Annotated in this window: 14 protein-coding genes; 1 reads left to right on the top strand and 13 read right to left on the bottom strand. The window is 38.6% G+C overall.

Annotation, left to right across the window (positions count from 1 at the left end):
• Positions 1-3: 3 nt before the first annotated feature.
• Both EO766_RS08535 and EO766_RS08530 read right to left on the bottom strand, forming a co-directional pair.
• Entirely contained in the window at positions 4-219 is a 216-nt protein-coding gene (locus tag EO766_RS08535; RefSeq protein WP_068245973.1) for a putative signal transducing protein, read from the bottom strand.
• A gap of 9 nt (positions 220-228) precedes the next feature.
• Positions 229-1,191 carry a CPBP family intramembrane glutamic endopeptidase gene (locus tag EO766_RS08530; RefSeq protein WP_287100869.1) on the bottom strand — a complete coding sequence of 321 codons (963 nt, stop codon included), beginning with the start codon at positions 1,189-1,191 and terminating at the stop codon, positions 229-231.
• Between the two features lie 70 nt (positions 1,192-1,261).
• Here EO766_RS08530 and dusB point away from each other — a divergent pair, with 70 nt between their 5' ends.
• Positions 1,262-2,299, top strand: coding sequence for a tRNA dihydrouridine synthase DusB (dusB, locus tag EO766_RS08525; RefSeq protein ID WP_074417971.1), 1,038 nt, complete (start codon positions 1,262-1,264; stop codon positions 2,297-2,299).
• A gap of 93 nt (positions 2,300-2,392) precedes the next feature.
• Here dusB and EO766_RS08520 read toward each other — a convergent pair whose 3' ends face one another.
• The 11 genes from EO766_RS08520 to EO766_RS08470 all read right to left on the bottom strand — a co-directional run bounded on the left by EO766_RS08520 (position 2,393) and on the right by EO766_RS08470 (position 19,503).
• On the bottom strand, positions 2,393-2,983 hold the full coding sequence (locus EO766_RS08520) for a glutathione peroxidase (protein WP_074421272.1): 591 nt from the start codon (positions 2,981-2,983) through the stop codon (positions 2,393-2,395).
• A 68-nt stretch (positions 2,984-3,051) separates the two neighbouring features.
• On the bottom strand, positions 3,052-4,431 hold the full coding sequence (locus EO766_RS08515) for an aldehyde dehydrogenase (RefSeq protein WP_074421273.1): 1,380 nt from the start codon (positions 4,429-4,431) through the stop codon (positions 3,052-3,054).
• A 130-nt stretch (positions 4,432-4,561) separates the two neighbouring features.
• On the bottom strand, positions 4,562-6,850 hold the full coding sequence (gene bglX, locus EO766_RS08510; RefSeq protein ID WP_218331397.1) for a beta-glucosidase BglX: 2,289 nt from the start codon (positions 6,848-6,850) through the stop codon (positions 4,562-4,564).
• A gap of 26 nt (positions 6,851-6,876) precedes the next feature.
• Positions 6,877-8,643, bottom strand: coding sequence for a family 43 glycosylhydrolase (locus EO766_RS08505; RefSeq protein WP_218331398.1), 1,767 nt, complete (start codon positions 8,641-8,643; stop codon positions 6,877-6,879).
• Positions 8,644-8,646: 3 nt separating this feature from the next.
• Positions 8,647-9,975, bottom strand: a complete 1,329-nt coding sequence (locus EO766_RS08500; protein WP_218331399.1) for a glucoamylase family protein — start codon at positions 9,973-9,975, stop codon at positions 8,647-8,649.
• 33 nt (positions 9,976-10,008) lie between these two features.
• Positions 10,009-11,691, bottom strand: coding sequence for a glucoamylase family protein (locus EO766_RS08495; RefSeq protein WP_218331400.1), 1,683 nt, complete (start codon positions 11,689-11,691; stop codon positions 10,009-10,011).
• A gap of 77 nt (positions 11,692-11,768) precedes the next feature.
• Positions 11,769-12,629 carry a LamG domain-containing protein gene (locus EO766_RS08490; RefSeq protein WP_074421157.1) on the bottom strand — a complete coding sequence of 287 codons (861 nt, stop codon included), beginning with the start codon at positions 12,627-12,629 and terminating at the stop codon, positions 11,769-11,771.
• Positions 12,630-12,659: 30 nt separating this feature from the next.
• Positions 12,660-14,165, bottom strand: coding sequence for a RagB/SusD family nutrient uptake outer membrane protein (locus tag EO766_RS08485; RefSeq protein WP_074421156.1), 1,506 nt, complete (start codon positions 14,163-14,165; stop codon positions 12,660-12,662).
• A 20-nt stretch (positions 14,166-14,185) separates the two neighbouring features.
• On the bottom strand, positions 14,186-17,539 hold the full coding sequence (locus EO766_RS08480) for a TonB-dependent receptor (protein WP_143439643.1): 3,354 nt from the start codon (positions 17,537-17,539) through the stop codon (positions 14,186-14,188).
• Positions 17,540-17,707: 168 nt separating this feature from the next.
• The gene (locus EO766_RS08475) at positions 17,708-18,844 is read right to left on the bottom strand and encodes a FecR family protein (protein WP_074421155.1); all 1,137 of its coding nucleotides are present in this window, start codon (positions 18,842-18,844) and stop codon (positions 17,708-17,710) included.
• Between the two features lie 53 nt (positions 18,845-18,897).
• Entirely contained in the window at positions 18,898-19,503 is a 606-nt protein-coding gene (locus EO766_RS08470; protein WP_228733219.1) for a sigma-70 family RNA polymerase sigma factor, read from the bottom strand.
• Positions 19,504-19,534: the final 31 nt, after the last annotated feature.

Below are 19,534 nucleotides of genomic sequence, written 5' to 3'. Positions count from 1 at the left end.
CAATTAATTTAAAAGCGACTGTTGTAATAAATGCTGTGCCACATCTTTCAAATGCATGGGCACATAAATTTCAATTTGTCCGAATATCAGGTAACTGCTGTCTAATTTATTCAGCACCTGAACCGGAATACTGTTTTCTTCCAAAACCCCTTTTATAATGCTGGCTTTCGGAAAATTTTGTGTACTGAATAACAAATACCAGGAGGGTTTATCCTTCATAAAAAAAGTTTATACCAATGATTGCTGCGTTGGTGTAACCTGCTTAAAGTACTTAAATAATGCTACTAACGCTATAACGGCTGCAATGCCAATATACCAGGGAAAAGTTGTATCATCCAAAGCATCTTCTTTTAACTGTCCGTTTTTGGTAGCAAAATACAACATGGTAACAGCAAAGCCATTGTTCAAAAAATGCAACAAAATATTGAGCCATATATTTTTACCGTAATAATAAATATAGCCTAAAATAATGCCCAGTCCAAAACGGGGTAAAAAACCATAATAGCTGGTGTGCGCTGCACTGAAAATGATACTGGTAATAATGATGCCTACTGCCGCATTTTTAGTCCATTTTACCAGAATATTTTGTAACCCTCCTCTGAAAAAAGTTTCTTCAAAAATGGCCGGCGCAATGGCAATAACGAACAATGTGTACAGGTAATCGCCAAAATTTTTCATGGAAGCCATCCCTTTCACGCCATCGGTATATGCTTTTTCCATTGCTTTAAAACTCACTTCCCATTTGTGTGGAATGGGAATAATTTGGTTGAGCTGCGTTAATGCACCACTTAAAAACAAACCCGCAAATACCATTGCAATCACCAAATATACCTGACGAATACTTATTTTACGATTATATTGCATGTATTGCAAAGGCTTGCGGCTCAATAACAATGATAAAAAATATGCCGGCAAAAAAAACATACAAAAAGACATTACCAACTGAATTAGTTTGGCTGCATTGGCATAAGCCGGTAATAAAATATCGGTAGCCATGCTGGTAAACGATTGGTGCGTCATCATCATCCAAATAATTACTGCCAATACACTACTCACTACAATACCCATTCCCGCAAAGCCAATCAAAATGGCCAACTGCCCAAAATAAGAAATTTTACTACTACGTAAAACCGGCTTTTCTGCTGTAAAGGCATCAAAACCATCATGTGCCGGTGTTGTATTTTCAATCATATCCATAATTTATCTGTAAGATTGTAAATTTGCGCTTTGGTTGTTAACCAACCAATTAATTTTTAATGGAATGGTAAAAATAGGAAACATCAGCTTACCGGCCTCCCCTTTATTGCTGGCTCCTATGGAAGATGTGAGCGATCCTCCTTTTAGGGCAGTATGTAAAGAGAATGGGGCAGACTTAATGTACACCGAATTTATATCGAGTGAAGGATTGATTCGTGATGCCATTAAAAGCAGAAGAAAATTAGACATATTTGATTACGAACGCCCCATTGGCATACAAATTTTTGGCGGCGATGAAGAAGCCATGGCGCTCAGTGCTAAAATTGTGGAAACCGTACAACCCGATTTGGTTGACATTAACTTTGGTTGCCCGGTTAAAAAAGTAGTCAGCAAAGGTGCCGGAGCCGGCGTTTTAAAAGATGTTGATTTAATGGTACGCCTGACCGAATCCGTTGTAAAATCTACGCATTTGCCGGTAACTGTTAAAACCCGTTTGGGTTGGGATGAGCAATCTAAAAATATTGAAGAAGTAGCAGAACGCTTGCAGGATGCGGGCATTAAAGCATTAGCCATTCATGGCCGCACCCGTTCACAAATGTATAAGGGAGAAGCCGACTGGACGCTGATTGCCAAAGTAAAAAATAATCCCCGCATCAAAATTCCCATTTTTGGAAATGGCGATATTGACTCACCCGAAAAAGCATTTGAATACAAAAACAGGTATGGTGTAGATGGCATCATGATTGGCCGCGCCGCTATTGGCTATCCCTGGATTTTTCGTGAAATTAAACATTATTTCGAAACACAAACAGTATTACCTTCACCAACTATACGGGAACGGATTGACGTTTGTAAAAACCATCTTTTAAAATCGGTTGAATGGAAGGGTCCCATCGTTGGCATTAATGAAATGCGCCGCCACTACGCCAATTATTTAAAAGGCTTACCGGGCATTAAAGAGTACCGCAACAGATTGGTGACCGTAAAAGAAACAGAAGAAATTATTGCCATCTTATCTGAAATTGAACAGAATTATGAAGGGTACAGTTTTGAGCGCACACCCATTGAACTGATTAACTATCACGAGAAATGCCCGGTATAATATTATGTTACCGGCAACAAATCGTGGTGCAGCGCCTGTTGCGTCGCACACTTGTACGTTCCTATCGCTATGCGGCAAGCGGCAATTACAGCATCACTGTTTAATAGCGGCCAAAAATTTAGGAGATAAAGGCGAAACAAAAGAAGAAAAATAGTGCGTTAACATACCTGCTTCATTCACAAGGTATTTATTAAAATTCCAAACTGGTGCCTGATTATTCCATCCATTCCTGTTCGCATCACTCAACCATTGAAACACAGGATGCTGCACCTGAGATTTTACCACAACCGATTTTTGCATTAACTGAAATTGTACTCCGTAATGCAAGCTGCAAAAATTTTTAATATTGGCATCCGTATCCGGTTCCTGATTTTTAAAATCATTGGATGGAAATGCCAGGATGATCAACCGGTCTTTATAAGTTTCATATAATTTCTGTAACGCATTATACTGCGCCGTAAAACCGCAATTACTGGCAGTATTTACCAGTAATACTTTTTCCCCGTGTAAAGATGAAAAGTTGAAAACGGAGCCATCAGATTGAATGGCGTGCAAAGTGTAAAAATCTACCGGCGGTATCACTTGTTGTAAATTGACCAGATAATTTTTTTTATCCGGCATCCACTTACCTATTTGCATGGTAATGGGATATATCCATTTCAACAAACTTTGTTTTACTGTCATACTATATTTTAAAATGTACTAACAATGCAACACATCATTGATGGATGTTGTTCAAAAAAACGCATCATTTACCGAATCAGCCATTTAAAGAGTTTCAGCTTTCCTTTAAAAGGCGGGTATTTGATAGCCGGATCAAACCAAACCGGCGTTTGCATTACCGCTTTTTTATGACTGAAGGTATCAAAGGAATATTTTCCATGGTATAAGCCAATACCACTGGCACCCCTGCCGCCAAAAGGCAGGTTAGGATTGGTTAAATGCCAACTGGCATTATTAATGCAGGCACCACCTGATGGTATTTTTTGTATCCAATCTTCGGCATTTTTTTGGGATTGCGTAAACACATAAAACGCCAGCGGATTTGGGTTTGCGGAGATGATATTATCTACTTCTTCAGGTGTATGAAAGGGAATAACAGGTAAAACCGGGCCAAAAATTTCTTCTTTCATCACAGCCCCGTTTAAATCAGTAACAGCTAATAAACTTGGCGCTATATAAAGATTTTCTTTTTGAAAGGTGCCACCCTCTAATACCGTTCCCTGTTCCAAATAGCCCACTACTCTATTCCACTGTTTTTCATTAATCATTTTACCATAATCAGGACTACCGGCAACATCATCCCCAAAAAATTGTTGAATCACTTTTTTCAATTCCTGCACAAACGCATCATAGACAGATTGGTGTACCATAACATAATCTGGTGCCACGCACATTTGACCACAGTTGGAAAATTTAGTTACTGCAATCCGCTTTGCAGCAACAGCTATATTTGCATCTTTATCCACCAAACAAGGGCTTTTACCTCCCAATTCTAAGGTAACAGGTACTAAGTTTTCAGCAGCCATTTTATAAATAATTTTACCCACGGCTGTGCTGCCGGTATAAAAAATATAATCGAATGTAAATGAACGTATCAGAGCAGGTACCACAACAGCACCATCTCCCTGAATGCAAGCAATATAATTTTTAGAAAAAGTGGTATCAATTATTTTTTGTAACACATTTGCAGTTGCCTCCGCAAACTCACTCGGTTTTACCACCGCCACATTACCGGCAGCAATGGTGCCTACTAATGGACTTAATAATAATTGAACCGGATAGTTCCATGGCGCAATGATTAATACAACGCCCCAAGGTTCTGCATATAGTTTACTGGAAGAAGGCAGATTCGCTAAATTAGTACCAACAATTTTTGGCTTTATCCAATTTTTTAAATGGTGCAGAGCATGATTTATTTCAGCCACCACCATCCCAATTTCCGTAACCCAGGCTTCTTCCCTGCTTTTTTTTAAATCAGCTTCCAGCGCAGTATACAAGTCATTTTCAAATTGAAGAACGGCTGCTTTTAAATTCAGTAACTGCTGCTTTCTAAAAGCATAAGTTTTGGTAACCCCTGATTGAAAATTCGTTCTTAAATCATTGAGAAAAGACAAATCATTCGGCTGCATATCAATTAATTTCAAAGAAAAGATAAAGAAAATAACGCTACAAATAAAACCCAATCATTGATAGCACAAAAAGGGCCATTGCAAGTAATTGCAACAGGCCCTATCTAACAAAAACGACTACCACAAATTTTTAATTATTGAATAGTGTAAATGAAGCTGTTTGCACTTCATTACTGTTGGTACCAATCATCACTTCATATTTTCCGGGCTCAGTAACATATTTTAACTGGCTGTTATAAAACTTTAATACATCAATCGTTATCGGAAAGTCAACTGTTTTGGTTTCGCCCTTTTTTAAAAATATTTTTTGAAATCCTTTCAACATTTTAACCGGTCGGCTAATAGAAGCCACTTCATCACGCAGGTATAGTTGTACCACTTCCTCCCCATCATAATTACCGGTATTCGTAACATTTACTGATGCATGAATGGTTCTTCCATTTTTCAAATTAATGTCAGATAAAGTAACCGGGGAATAATGAAAACGTGTATAACTTAATCCAAAACCAAACGGAAACAGGGGTGCGTTAGGAATATCTAAATAGTCTGATTTAAATTTGGTTGGGCCACCTAAAACATAAGGCCTGCCTGTATTTAAGTGATTGTAATACACCGGAATTTGCCCTACACTATAAGGGAAAGAAGCGGTTAATTTCCCGGAAGGATTTTCATGGCCAAACAACACATCTGCAATACCATTGCCGGCTTCGGTGCCACCAAACCATACATCTACAATGGCTGTAGCCATTTGGCTTTCTTTTACCAACGTCATAGGCCTTCCGTTAAATAACACAATTACTACCGGCTTTCCGGTTTGCACCAGTGCATGCAATAGTTTTTGCTGACTTTCGGGTAACCCTATATCAGCCCTGCTGGATGATTCACCCGACATATCGGCAGCTTCACCTAATGCAGCCACCACCACATCTGCTTGCATAGCAGCGGCCACTGCTTCCTGAATCATGGCATCTGATGATGTAGGCCCCATTTCAATTTCAGGTCCAAATACATTTACTTTTTTATTGAAGAGGGTATCATCTGAAATATTAGCGCCTTTGGCATAAACAATTTTCACCTGTTGGCCGGCCACATTTTCCATTCCTTCCTTCAAAGTAACTGCATGATGCCAGTCACCGGAAACACTCCAGGTACCCAGCATATTTCTTCGGCTATCAGCCAAAGGACCAACCAAGGCAATGGTACCGGTATGTTGTAAAGGCAATACGCTATTGTTGTTTTTTAATAATACACAAGCTTTGGCAGCAGCTTTTCGGGAAAGTGCTATATGTTCGGGCGATAAAATAACAGATGCTCTGTTGGCTGAAACATTACGATATGGGTTGTTAAACAATCCTAATTTATATTTGGCTTCCAGCACTCTTCTACAGGCAGTATTAATATCATTCAAGGTTACTTTGCCTTCCTGTAATGATTTTTTTAAAGTGGTTAAAAAACCTTCTCCCACCATATCCATATCTAACCCTGCTTTTAACGCTAATGCAGCAACCTGTTGCAAATTTCCCAAACCATGTGCTTCCATTTCATTTACAGATGTATAATCGCTCACCACAAATCCATTAAATTGCCATTGCTTACGCAATAAATCGGTTAACAACCAACGGTTACTCGTTGCCGGAACATCATCAATTACATTAAACGAACTCATTACACTACCTGCACCGGCATCGATAGCAGCTTTATAAGGGGGTAAATATTCATTATACATTCTGATGCGGCTCATATCTACCGTATTATAATCACGGCCACCTTCAGCAGCACCGTATAATGCAAAATGCTTTACACAAGCCATAACGGTATTATCTTGCTGAAGATTATTGTTTTGATAACCACGCACCATGGCACCGGCAATAGCGCTGCCTAAAAAAGCATCTTCCCCTGCACCTTCCGCGATACGGCCCCAACGGGGATCGCGGCATATATCTACCATGGGCGAAAAGGCCCAACTCAATCCATCTGCAGTAGCTTCAATTGCTGCAGCACGGGCAGTTTGTTTAATTAAAGTGGTATCCCAACTACAAGCCAGGCCTAATGGAATAGGGAAAGTTGTTTTATGACCATGAATCACATCAGAACCAAAAATTAAGGGAATGTGTAACCTGGATTTTTCCACTGCCAGCCGCTGTGCCTGTAATACCTTATCGGCGCCAATTACACCAAATAAACCACCCACCTGTCCGTTTTTAATTTTGGTTTCTACATCAGTGCTTACTACGGCGCCGGTTGGAATACCTCCTCCGGGTGTCAGCAAATTCAACTGCCCAATTTTTTCTTCCAGCGTCATTTGCTGCATTAATTTTTCAATGAATTGGTGCATTTTAACCGAAGCAGGTAATTGCTGTGCTATTGCAGAATAATTGAACATCATCACAACAGCGAATAATAAAGACGTTTTTTTCATACTTTGTATTTTTGGGTAATGCAAATTTATTTTACAAGAACAGGTTTTGTTCTTTGCGATATTCCATTTTCATTCAAGGCTTCAATGGCAAAATAATAAGGCTTTTCTTTATCCATTCCTTTGTACCAATACTCATTTTGGTTATATACCATAATTGAATTGTAAAGCTTATCAGGCTGTGTTCCAAAATAAATATTATATGCATAGGCATTATTAACGGTTTGCCATTTCAGCCAGCCACTCCGCTTGTCTTTTTCTGTTCTCAAAACAATAAAGTTTTTAACAGAATCGGGAACACTACCCATTCCTTTTCCAAAAACACGCAATCCACTAATAGCAAATTTTCCCGTAGGCATATGTATGTTTTCTAATTTTATAAAACGGGTTTGCACCGGTGTTGGTAGTTCTACATAATCATGTGGTATATCAGATGTATTCAAAGATTTATCTACTAAAACAGTCCAATTCCTGCCATCTGCGGACTGATACAATTTATATTGATGGAAAGAGCCGGATTGTTTTCCTAAAAAACTACTGTCTACATTTTGATCGGCATAGTTGATTTGAATGGCATATACAGAATCCTGAGCGCCCAAATCTGTTTGAATCCATTCTCCTTTTTTGCCGGTAGCGGCACTCCAGTAGGTTTTAATATTTTCATCTACAGCATTATTCGGCTCAAACGCACCCAATGTTGAAGATACCTGAACAGGTTTGTTGTAATTCAGCAACATCCATCCCGTAAAGCCACTACCGTTTAAAGTAGCATGGTTACTGTTTTTAATTACATTGGGTAAATAATGTGGATAATCGCCAAATGAAGTGTTACAATATATCACATCATCTTCATCAAAACCGGCAGGCCATATTCCCAACCTTCTTTCAAAATTGTTTTTAACACTAATAACCATGGTTGAAACATGCCACCAGTTATTCCATGCATCCTGAAAAGTGCTGCCATGACCGGCACCATGGGCAAAACCTCCGGGTTTAAATGAAAGCGGATCAGATTGTGGCGTAAAAGGACCTAAAGGATGTTCACCCACAACCACACCATCAGCATAGCCACTAAATTCAGTACCCGGTGCGCCGTATTGTAAATAATATTTGTTATTGTGTTTTGTCATCCAGGCACCTTCAATAAATGGATCTAAAAAGGTATTGTCCATATACTCACCAAAACGTTGCCATCCATAACGCCAGGGTTCCAATAAATACATTTCTTTTCTGGAACCCATAGGTGCCAGATTATTCCTGTTTAATTCAATACCGTATAACGGATATCGGTTGCTGCTACCATTATACATGTACAATTTACCATCTGTATCTACAAAAAAATCGGGGTCCCATCCACCAATTGCAAAGGAATCAACCAAAGGTTTCCATTCATTTGCTTTAGGATTAGTGCTCATCCAAACAGAAAAATTTGAAGTATAAGTAGAGCCAAATACAATCATTGTATCGCTTAATACAGCAACAGCAGGAGCGCAAAGCTCATCATAGCCAGCATTCCAGGGACGCAAAAATTTACGGGAAACAAAATTCCAGTGTAACATATCAGTACTCCACCAATAACCCCACTGATTGGTAGAAAACAAATAATAATCATTCTTATAGCGAACAATTACCGGATCGGCAGTTGCACGGTGACGGCCGGCCTCACTAAAATTTGGAATGGGTGTATAACCATAATCAATATTAATAGGATTACAATAAGTTTTCTGTTGCCATTGCGCTTGTACGCCATGTACAAAGCACAATATTATCAAAAGCGAAAAAAATTTAACTTTCATTGTTTAATTATTTTTCTGTTGCAACCATGGGCTTTGGAAACCTAATTTTATTAACCCTCCCTGTACTTCTTTACAGCTCATGAATAATTTCCATAACAATCCGGTTCTATAATTTTCAATCATTACCACTATTGGGCCTTCATCAATTGCCAGATAGGAAGAAGCAAACCAGTTTTTTGATAAATTAAATGCATCTTTAAAACCATATTCACCCCAAAGTTTTGAGCCAAGACTATCATAAAAAAAACGCAATGCTTTCATTGAATATTCGGGCGTATAGGGAAAAGCAGACAAAGCTGCAGTTGGCGCAATGGTACCCGCATCATTTGTAGGTGAAAAAGCATTGTAACCATTGTAGGTATCGCAGGCGGTTAAGCCCCAGCAATTGGGCCCATAGCCTTTAAACTGCTTTGGATTAGCCAAACAATAGGCATGATTAATTAATGTATGATTGCGATTTTGTTCCCAATAATTAGCATAGTGGTCTTTTAAACCACGAGGGTCAAGCCCCAGAAATGAGTATTGAGAAAAAAATAATGGCCCACCACCATCAAAACCCAATGGCAGGGTAATACCATAAAACTGTTTACCATTTTTAAAAAAATCGCTTTGTACCCAGCCCTGATGATACACATCGGCAGAAACGGGATATCGGGTTCCAGATGCAGCCAGCACATAAGTAATTAAACATTCATTAAAACCACGTATCGGAAAATTCATGGCCCATCCATTGTTGGGGCTCCAGTGCCAATACAAAATTGTTTGTCCGCCTTTGGTGAACCAGTTCCATTCTATATCATTCCATAACCAATTAATACGGTTTCTGATTTCTGTTTCTACTGCATTATCATTTGTAAAATATTGCCTGGCACATAATAAACCCTGAAACAAATAAGCTGTTTCTACCAAATCAGCGCCATCATCTTTTCTACTGAAAGGAATGGTAACACCGGTTGTGCCATTCATCCAATGTGGAAATACACCATGATAGGAATTAGCTTTTGAAAGAAAGCGAATCATTTTCAGCAACCTTGCAGCAATGGTATCACGTGGTACCCATTTCCTGTCTGCTGCCACAATCATAGCCATTACGCCAAAACCGGTACCGCCGGTAGTTACCACTTCATCACCATAATCATAAGCCACATTGCTGCGTTCACGTGCCATACCACTAACGGGATGAGCAAAATTCCAGAAATATTTAAATGTTTGTTGTTGTACCAAATCTAACAGCGCACTGTCTGATAATCTTGAATTGCCTGCTTTATATTGAGCAAAGGATGCAGGCATTATAGCAATCATACACAACAAAATAAAACATAATTTTTTCATAAGAAATGTTTTTTCAATAATGCAATATTTCATTTACAGATAAGGTGCCGTAAAACCTAAATTACGCATACCATTTTGCACTTCCGGACAAGAAGTAAACAGGTTCCATAACAACCCCGATCTGTAATTTTCAATCATAATAATTTCAGGACCCTGATCAATAGCCAGATAACTGCTGGCAAACCAGATGTTGGTTAAGTTGAATGCATCGGTAAATCCATATTGCCCCCAAATTTTATCGCCTAATTTGTAATAGAAAAATCGGATAGCGGCCATAGATTCTGTTGGTGTATAGGGCAAAGAGGCAATAGCAGCAGTGGGACTAATTACACCCACATCATTAGTTGGGGAATGTGCTGAATAACCGGAAACATTATCATCGCTGGCGGTAAGCCCCCATACAGCGCTGCTGTACCCATTATAATGTGCAGGATTGGCCACACAATAAGCATAATTTATTTTTGCATGTGCTGTGTTTTGTATCATATAATTGGCATAAACATCATTCAACCCATTGGGATTAATACCGAGAAAAGAATAATGCGCAAAAAACAATGGGCCGCCTAATGCAGGTCCTAACGGTAATACATTTTCGTAATAGGTATTTCCGTTCTTCATACCTCCATTCGAAGCCCATCCATTGGTATATACAGCCTGATTAATGGAAGAGGTGGTTGAAGATGCTGCAAGCACATAAGTAATTAAAGCTTCATTCCATCCCTTAATCTGTATATTCATATTCCAGTTATAATTAGGGCTCCAGTGCCAGTAAAGCACCTGCTGATTATTTTGTGTAAACCAATTCCATTCTACTCCATTCCATAATTTGTTAATGTTGTTGCGCAAAGTGGTTTCCGTTGTACCAGCCCCATTAAAATATTGTCGGGCACACAATAAGCCCTGCATTAAATAAGCAGTTTCTACCAAATCAGCTCCATTGTCTTGCGTACTAAAAGGTACCGTTGCCCCAGTGGCGCCATTTATCCAATGCGCAAAGGCACCATGGTAACGCGTACAATTATTCATCAAAAACGAAACAATGGTATTGATTCTGTTCAGTCCGTCAGTTCTGGAAATAAATCCACGATTCACGCCAACCAGTATACTCATGATACCAAATCCGGTACCGCCTGTTGTTACCACATCGCCAGACGTATTTCTTTCTCTTGCCATACCACTTACCGGATGACCAAAATCCCAAAAATATTTAAAGGTTTGTTGTTGCACCAACGTAAGCAATGCAGTATCGGCAATTTGGGGAAATTTATCGGTTGAATCGATGGCTGTAATGAGTTTAACCGAAACCGGCGATTGTAAATTTCCTCCGGCTTTTGATTGTAATGCAGTTGATACAGTTAAAGTATATAACGTAATAGGGTTAATGTTATTAACAGGTTGTATTAAAACTGCACTATCATTATTTTGCAATGTAGTATTGATGGGTATTACTACACCACTGCCACCCACTAATTGAATACTGTTTGCCAATGAAGTGTTATTAATGGGGGCTGTAAATGAAAATAAAATGAAGGGAGTTGTATTTACATTGTAATAGGTAAATCCGCTGTATTGCCCATTTACCTTTAAACTGTTCAGGCTAAATGATGCCGGTGCAGGTGCAGGGCCTGGTAAAACAGTTGTATCTTTTTTCTTGCAACCGCTAAAAAAAACAAGCAGCATAAAAGCCATCCAACCGTTTTTAAAAAAAAGTTTCATAATAAAAGTAAAAAGTGCATCCTGCTGTACGCATGATTACCACAGGACACACTTTTTTATTTACAACAATGAAAAAATTATTTACCCAAATTTTGTAACTGATACAAAGCTTTTACATCTGCTGCAGCAATGGCTTTATTGTATATACGCACCTCATCCATAGCACCTGGCATATAACTGGCCCACCCCTGCGCACTACCTGCAGTACCCAATGAAGGTGTTGTATTAAACTGCATAGTACCAAAAATTAAAGCTGACGCATTTTGAAAAGTTAATGGACCATTTCCTGCTTTTACGGTAGTATTGATAGCGCTGCCATTTAAATAAGTAACAAATGTAGAAGTGGTAGCATCGTAAGTCAACACAATATGTGACCATTTATTCCAGATATTGCCTGCGGCAAAAGTACCCAACCATTGGTCGTTATCAGTTGTAGGATTCACCCAGTTTTCAATATGCGCTTTTAAATTTGCATTGGTAGGTGTACTGCCATTTTCAAAGAAAATATCAATATTGCCCCAAAAATCCTGCGTATTGGATAAGCAAACCAATCCAAAAGTACCATTTGTGTTTTGTGGTGAATTTACCCAAAATGAAATGGTAAAACTTTTTAAACCCACCACTGCACTGCTGGGTGTAGTAATAAAATAGCCGTTATTGGCACCTTGCAAGGCATTTCCCTTAATACCAGTTGTAAATGAAGTACCTACTCCGTTGCCATTTTTATTTGAAACACTGTCAATCAGCGAGTTTTCAAAGCCCCAATAGCCCACCAGATTAGAAGCTGCAATTTCTCTTGATGTTGTATAACCCCCAAATGTTTGGGCAGGTGCATAACTGGCAGGATCGAAGGATTTTTGGCAGGAAGTTATTCCAATGGCCAACAATAAAATTCCGGAAATATATGTTGAAAAATTATATTTTTTATTCCGTTTCATAATCAGAAGTTTAATTAATGAATAAAACAATTAGTATCCGGGATTTTGAACCAATACCCCGCCACTAATATCAATTTGGTTTTGAGGAATAGGCCATACTTCATTTTTACCGGCTTTCCAACCTAATGGGCCAAAAACAGTGGCTGCACGGCCCTGACGAATTACATCAAAATAACGATCAAACTCCATGGCCAGTTCAACCCTTCTTTCGTGCCAAATGGCATTACGAAGTGTAGCCTGATCGGTGGTAACAACCGGGGGTAAATCAACTGCAGGGTTAGCACTTTGTGCTCTGGCACGGGCTCTTACTTTTTCTAAAGAAGCCAATGCTGCTGCTGTGTTACCCAATTCATTATTCGCCTCAGCATTCATTAACAACACTTCAGCATAACGAATTACCCGAACATTTTGATCGGCACCCTGATTATCCACTAACGCTAATGCAAAGGGAACATAAGATTTCATGTTATACATGGAAGGAGCACCGGCCTGCGGCAACGGCACTACATCACCATCCGGTGTAGTAGTACCGGCAAACATAATGGTTGCATTTAAACGCGGATCACCGGGCTCAAATTCATTCACCAAATTTTGGGTTGGTACATTAAAACCCCATCCTGCATTAGCATCTCGGTTACCCTGCACCTGTGAATACTGGCTATTAGAGAGCCCGCCATTGCCCGCAACATAATTGCACTGAATTTCAAAAATGGATTCTACATTATTCTCATTCGGAATTCTAAACAACTTATACGGACTAGGGAAAAGACTATAGGTACCCGATGCAATAATTTGATCGGTATATGTTTTTACATCACTCCATTTTTTCTGATACATGGCAACTTTGGCGTGCAAAGCTAATGCCGCACCTTTGGTAGCATGGCCAATATCGGCAGGGCCATAAGTAGCGGGTAAAACGCCGGCAGCATCTGTTAAATCCTGTTCAATGGCAGTATACACATCAGCAGGTTTACTTTGTACAGGGTTTAATTCAGCAGGTTTTGACGGCACATGTAAAATGAGTGGAATATTTCCGAAAGCGCGTACCAATCTAAAATAAGAATAAGCCCTTACAAATTTTGCTTCTGCCAAATACCGTGCTTTTAAAGTTGCATCCATATTAATATTGGGCACATTATCAAGCACCTGATTACATAAGTTAATATTCTGATACTGGCCTGTCCAAAAACCATCTAACTGGCCATCAGTAGCTGTTACAGTAAAATTATCGTAAGCGTTAATGAAAGTAGCATCGCTGGGCACACTGCCTTTTGCTGCATCATCAGATCCTACGCTTTCTACACAAATAGGGGCAAAAGCCACATTATTCCAACTACGTAAATTTCCATAAATGGCGTTTACTGCATTAGCTGCATCGGTAGCGGTTTTCCAAATTTGTGTAGCGGGTTGCTGACCCTGAACGGGTACTTCCAAAAAATTTTTTGAGCAACCGGAAACAATCACTGCCATCGACAAACATAATATTGCCGGCTTTACCACCCGGGTGACCAATTTTATTTTCAATATATTTTTCATAATAATATGCTTTAATAAGTTTAGAAAGAAAGATTTACACCAAAGTTGTAAATAGCAGATAACGGATAGGTATTGTTGTCGATACCAATATTACCCGGGCTACCACCCACTTCAGGAGAGAAACCTTTGTAGCTAAAGAAATTAAATGCATTTTGCGCATTTACATATAGCCGAAGTGTTTGGATACCTAAATGTTGTAAACGGGCATTCGGTAAAGTATAACCCAATTGCATATTTCTAATTCTGAAATAGCTGCCACTTTCTACATACCATGAATTGGGCCAGTAATTATTACCACCGCCAATATTTACAGAAGGGTAACTGTTAGAAGTATTTACACCATGCCAGCGGTTATTGTAAAAATCCTGTGTCCAGTTTTCAGCACCATAACGCAAACCCTTATTGGCATTGTACACATCTACACCTGCTACTCCCTGAAAATCAACCGACAAATCAAATTGTTTGTAAACAAAATTGGTACTGATACCATAAATGTATTTTGGATTTGGGTTGCCCAATACTACTCTGTCGTTAGCAGATATGGGTCCTACGCCTGTTGTGCTGGCATATTTAAAATCGCCCGGTTGAGCATTGGGTTGAAATAAGTTACCGGATTTGTCTTTGTAATTCGCTACATCTGCAGCAGTTTGAAAAATGCCCACTACTCTGTATCCATAAAATACCCCAATAGGTTGGCCTACTGTTGTTAACGTAGTAAACTGACCACCGGTAGCACCGGAACCACCATCATAAATTTTTTGCCCGCCTGCACTGTTACTTAAAAATTTATTTTCATTATAAGAAACATTACCATTAATAGAGTAACTGAAATCTTTGTTTACATTATCATGCCAGTTCAACGATAATTCAAAACCCTGATTTTGTGCATCACCCACATTAGTTGTAATAAATTGGTTGGCCAATCCTGCAGAGCCCGGCAAATAAACATTCATAATAATATCCTGTGTTTTTTTATTGTACACATCTGCCTCAATAGTTAAGCGACTATTTAGAACAGAGGCTTCCAGGCCAATATCTGTTCCAACACTCTTTTCCCATTTTAATGGTGGTGGAGGAATGGATGCAACACTTACACCCTGCGAAACGGTACCACTATTGCCATAAATTACACTGTATGCGCCGCCTGAAACGGTTTGTTGTGTACTCACAAATGTGGGTACACCTGCATTGCCCACTTTACCCCAACTAGCCTTTAATTTCAGCGAATTAAATATGTGTTGATTGCGCATAAAATTTTCCTGAGAAACAATCCATGCAGCACCTATAGATGGGAAATATCCCCATCTTTCACTTCCGGTAAATTTAGAAGAACCATCTGCACGCATGGTAGCATTCAACATGTATTTATTTTTAAACGCATAATTGATTCTTCCAAAATAAGAGGAGATGGTAGATTGTAATGGATATTGCTGGTTATAACTATTATCCACATCATTTACATAGGGGTTATTACCCAAACCCAAAAACCAGTTACCGGAATTAACATTCGGAACATTTTGTGCAGATGCTGAAATAAAATTATAATTATTCCATTCCGCATGCTGACCGGCTAAAATAGTTACCCGATGATTGGTAGCAAATGTGTTGGAATAAGTAATGGTATTTTCTGCGATCCACGATCTGTTTTCACCTCGGGAAACACCCAGGTTACTAACAGAATTTTGTTGCGTAGAGGTAGCTTTATAAACAGGCACATAATTTTTAGATTCATTATCGCCATATACCCCGCTAATGGTTGTTTTAAAATCAAAGTGACTGGCAAAGCGAATATCTACATAAGCATTACCGGTAAAGTTGTATCCTCTGCTATATGAATTATTATAATCTAATGTTGCCTGCGGATTGCTAACTGCAGAACCCAATCCATAATAACCCGGATCGCCATAAGTAACACCATCGGCAAATTTTACAGGTAAAACAGGAGGAGCAGCATACAATGCATGCCAAATTCCACCTGGTGCATTGTGCGAATTATTAAAATTGCCAATTACAGTGTAGCCTGCTTTAATGTTTTTAGAAACTTGTATATCATTGCTCAGATTGGCAGTATAACGGGTATAGTCGTTTGTTTTTAAAATACCTTGTTGAGTTAAATAACCCAAAGAAAAATTATAGGTGTTTTTATCAGAACCACCGGTTACCGATACCTGATGATTGGTAATGATGGCATTGCGTAAAACCTGATCAAACCAATTGGTACCTGTGCCAAATTTCGAAGAATCTAAGAAGTTGGTAGCCCCTGTCATTCTGCCCAATTCATTAAATAAAACAGCATATTGATGAGCATCGGCCATTTTTACCTGATTGGTAGCTTTTTGATAACCCACATAACCTGTATAATTAACTACCGGCTTTCTATTAGCACCCGTTCCTTTTTTAGTTGTAATAATTACAACACCATTGGCCCCTTTAATACCGTATATAGCTTCGCTGGAGGCATCTTTTAAAATACTGATAGATTGAATATCGGCGGGGTTTAAAAAATTAACGTCATTTAACCAAACACCATCTACCACATATAACGGGCCGGTATTTGACCAATAAGTACCTAGGCCTCTAATGTTGATTTGTGGTGCACTACCCGGTGCGCCAGAGTTGGTAATTTGCACACCGGCTACCTTACCCTGTAATGCACTAATGGGGTTAACAGAAGCCTGTTTTGAAATTTCAGAACCTTGAATGGTAGCAATTGAACCCGTAACATCCTGTTTACGTTGGGTACCATATCCCACTACTACTACCTGATCTAACTGTTTCTCGGAAGCAACCAATGATATATTAATCACATTCTGGTTATTTACTTTTACTTCCTGTGTGGTATAGCCAATATAGGAAACAATTAAAACCGCATTAGGCGCAACATTCAATGAGTAATTACCATTATTATCGGTAACCGTACCTTTTGATGTACCCTGAATGGAAATACTTACGCCGCTTAACGGTTCTCCTTTTTCGTTTACTATTTTTCCCGTTATTTTAATATCCTGTTCATCTGGATTAACAGAACGAATGGCAATTAAATTATTGCTTAAAATTTTATAGGTTAAACTGGTGCCGGAAAATAATTGGTCAAGCACAGTTTCAATGGCCGCATTGTTAACGTTGAGGTTTACCTTTTCCTTCAGGTCTTTCAAGCGGCTGTTGAATAAAAATCTGTATCCGCCCTGCTGCTCAATATTTCCCAGCACCTTGGCTATTTCTGTTTTATTCATTTTTACAGAAACCGTTTGCGCATGGGTACCGGCAGTGGCATTAAAAATGCAAAAAATACTAAGTAGTAGTGTTAGTTTCATATAAATTAATGGCTTTAAGGGAAGACGCAACTTCCCTGCAACAGCAATCGATTTTTTCATACATTAGTGTTTGAATAAGTGAATAATGCTAAGAACCTGCTATTCATAGCAAGCATTCTGGTGTTTTTCCGGCGGGGAATGTTGCAGCATTTCCCGCTTTTTTTTGAATATAGTTGTTGATTTAACCGGAGTTGAGGATGGGCATAGGCAGTCGTTTTAAAATTTGAATTAATAAATGGTAACCGTTTTATCTTTTATTTCATAATGAAAATTGGTAGAAAATTTTAACGCATCAAGCGCTTGAGTTAGCGTTTCATTTACAAAAGAACCGTTTAGCCTTATATTTTTATATCTGTCATTTTTAAACACAAATTGTACATCGTACCAACGTTCTAACTGGTGCGCTACTTCATCAAAGCTTTCATCTATAAAACACAATCGGTTTTTAGTCCATGCAGTTTCAATTTTTAATGAATCATCCTGTTGTAGCGGTGTTAAGTTTTTAATGGCAACAAGATTATCATCTAAGTTTTTCAAAACAGGTTGTATGTTTTTCTGCGCATTTACAGAATCAGGCACATTCAACACTACTAATTTTTCATTGGGTTTCAGAAAGTACTTTTCATCCGGGCGACTATGCAAAGTAACCTGCACCAAACCCCTTACCAGACTGGTTTCTACGGTTTTATCATTCGGATATGAACGTACATTGAATAAGGTACCTAATACCCTTACATCAATCAGTTTGGTATGGATGATAAAGGGTTTCGCAGCATTTTTTGCAACATCAAAAAATGCTTCACCGGTCAAATAAACTTCACGTTGTACATTTCCAAAACTTTTATAATACCATAATTTACTATCGGCATTGAGCCAAACGGTAGAACCATCTGGTAATATAATTTTTGTTTTAGATGCATTTTTTGTAACAATTTCATTAGGTATTTCTACTGTTTTAACGGCAGGTTGTGGAATGGGCTGCTGCTTGTTTTCTGAAAAACGCCACCAACCTGCAATAAGCAATATCAAAATAAATGAGAACACACCGGCTGTCATGTATTTATTGATACGTTGTTTGCTATGAAGTGGTTGTGCAGAATGAATAACAGTTGAATCTCTCTGATGGGCAGTTCCCATTGTTATACCCTGCTCCTGCATACGTTGCAGGTGCAATAAGAAAGTGGCATCTAAAAATTCCATATCCACATCCGGATATGTTTGCCAGTTTTCTTCAAGAATGGCAGCAACTGCAGCATTGACTTCATCTTGTTTTAAAAGACCAGCCAATTCTTCCAATTCAGCTTCCGTAGCTTCTTTGGTAAACTTGCGTGCCAATAATTGCCATATTCTGTCATTTTTCTCCATAGTTCTGTATCAATAAGAGTATTCAAAAAAGAAAATCCCCTAAAGGGGGATCATTATTTTTTTTGTTTGCGGGAAATAGAAAGCCGTTCTGCCAGCTTTCGAAGTGCAATAGCCAATTGATGATCAATTGTTTTTACACTGATTTGAAGTATACTGGCAATTTCCCGATATTTCAACTGATCTTCTTTGGCCAGTTTATAAATGAGTTTACATTGTGGTGGTAATTGTTGAATGGCTTCTTTTAATTGTTGCGCTGTTTCTGAAAGCTGAAGGGTTTCATCCGGTTGAATGTATTCAGAAATCAATTCTACCTTCAACTCATGAATGGGTTGGTATCGAAATGTTTTTTTCTCCTGCTGTAATTTTTTTAACGCACCATTTCTAACACTCACGAACAGGTAAAGTCTTAAATTCTCTATTTCAAGTAAGGTTGCCCTGCGTTTCCAAATTTCAATTAATACATCTGAAACAACCTCTTCAGCTAATTGTCTTGATTGCAAAATAGCATAGGCATGATTTTGAAGAGAGGGGAAGACACAAAAAAATAATTTCTTGTAAGCAGTCTCATCTTCATAAGAGGCTATTTGGTACTGCAATTCAGCAATATTACAATTGAATATACTATTGTTAGCAGCCAATTTCAGCAGATTTTCACTCAAAGTTATTCATTCATTTAGAATTGCCGCCAAT

It is taken from the genome of Hydrotalea sp. AMD, from assembly GCF_004100315.1.
In the GTDB taxonomy this organism is placed as follows: Bacteria; Bacteroidota; Bacteroidia; order Chitinophagales; family Chitinophagaceae; genus Hydrotalea; species Hydrotalea flava.
Note: the sequence above shows the minus strand (reverse complement) of the source record. Positions and strands in the feature narration are given on the sequence as shown.

Bases quoted from the DNA above. Each gene is read 5' to 3' on its own strand.
- EO766_RS08535 (WP_068245973.1), bottom strand. From the start codon at position 219: ATGAAGGATAAACCCTCCTGGTATTTGTTATTCAGTACACAAAATTTT.
- EO766_RS08530 (WP_287100869.1), bottom strand. From the start codon at position 1,191: ATGATTGAAAATACAACACCGGCACATGATGGTTTTGATGCCTTTACA.
- dusB (WP_074417971.1), top strand. From the start codon at position 1,262: ATGGTAAAAATAGGAAACATCAGCTTACCGGCCTCCCCTTTATTGCTG.
- EO766_RS08520 (WP_074421272.1), bottom strand. From the start codon at position 2,983: ATGACAGTAAAACAAAGTTTGTTGAAATGGATATATCCCATTACCATG.
- EO766_RS08515 (WP_074421273.1), bottom strand. From the start codon at position 4,431: ATGCAGCCGAATGATTTGTCTTTTCTCAATGATTTAAGAACGAATTTT.
- bglX (WP_218331397.1), bottom strand. From the start codon at position 6,850: ATGAAAAAAACGTCTTTATTATTCGCTGTTGTGATGATGTTCAATTAT.
- EO766_RS08505 (WP_218331398.1), bottom strand. From the start codon at position 8,643: ATGAAAGTTAAATTTTTTTCGCTTTTGATAATATTGTGCTTTGTACAT.
- EO766_RS08500 (WP_218331399.1), bottom strand. From the start codon at position 9,975: ATGAAAAAATTATGTTTTATTTTGTTGTGTATGATTGCTATAATGCCT.
- EO766_RS08495 (WP_218331400.1), bottom strand. From the start codon at position 11,691: ATGAAACTTTTTTTTAAAAACGGTTGGATGGCTTTTATGCTGCTTGTT.
- EO766_RS08490 (WP_074421157.1), bottom strand. From the start codon at position 12,629: ATGAAACGGAATAAAAAATATAATTTTTCAACATATATTTCCGGAATT.
- EO766_RS08485 (WP_074421156.1), bottom strand. From the start codon at position 14,165: ATGAAAAATATATTGAAAATAAAATTGGTCACCCGGGTGGTAAAGCCG.
- EO766_RS08480 (WP_143439643.1), bottom strand. From the start codon at position 17,539: ATGAAAAAATCGATTGCTGTTGCAGGGAAGTTGCGTCTTCCCTTAAAG.
- EO766_RS08475 (WP_074421155.1), bottom strand. From the start codon at position 18,844: ATGGAGAAAAATGACAGAATATGGCAATTATTGGCACGCAAGTTTACC.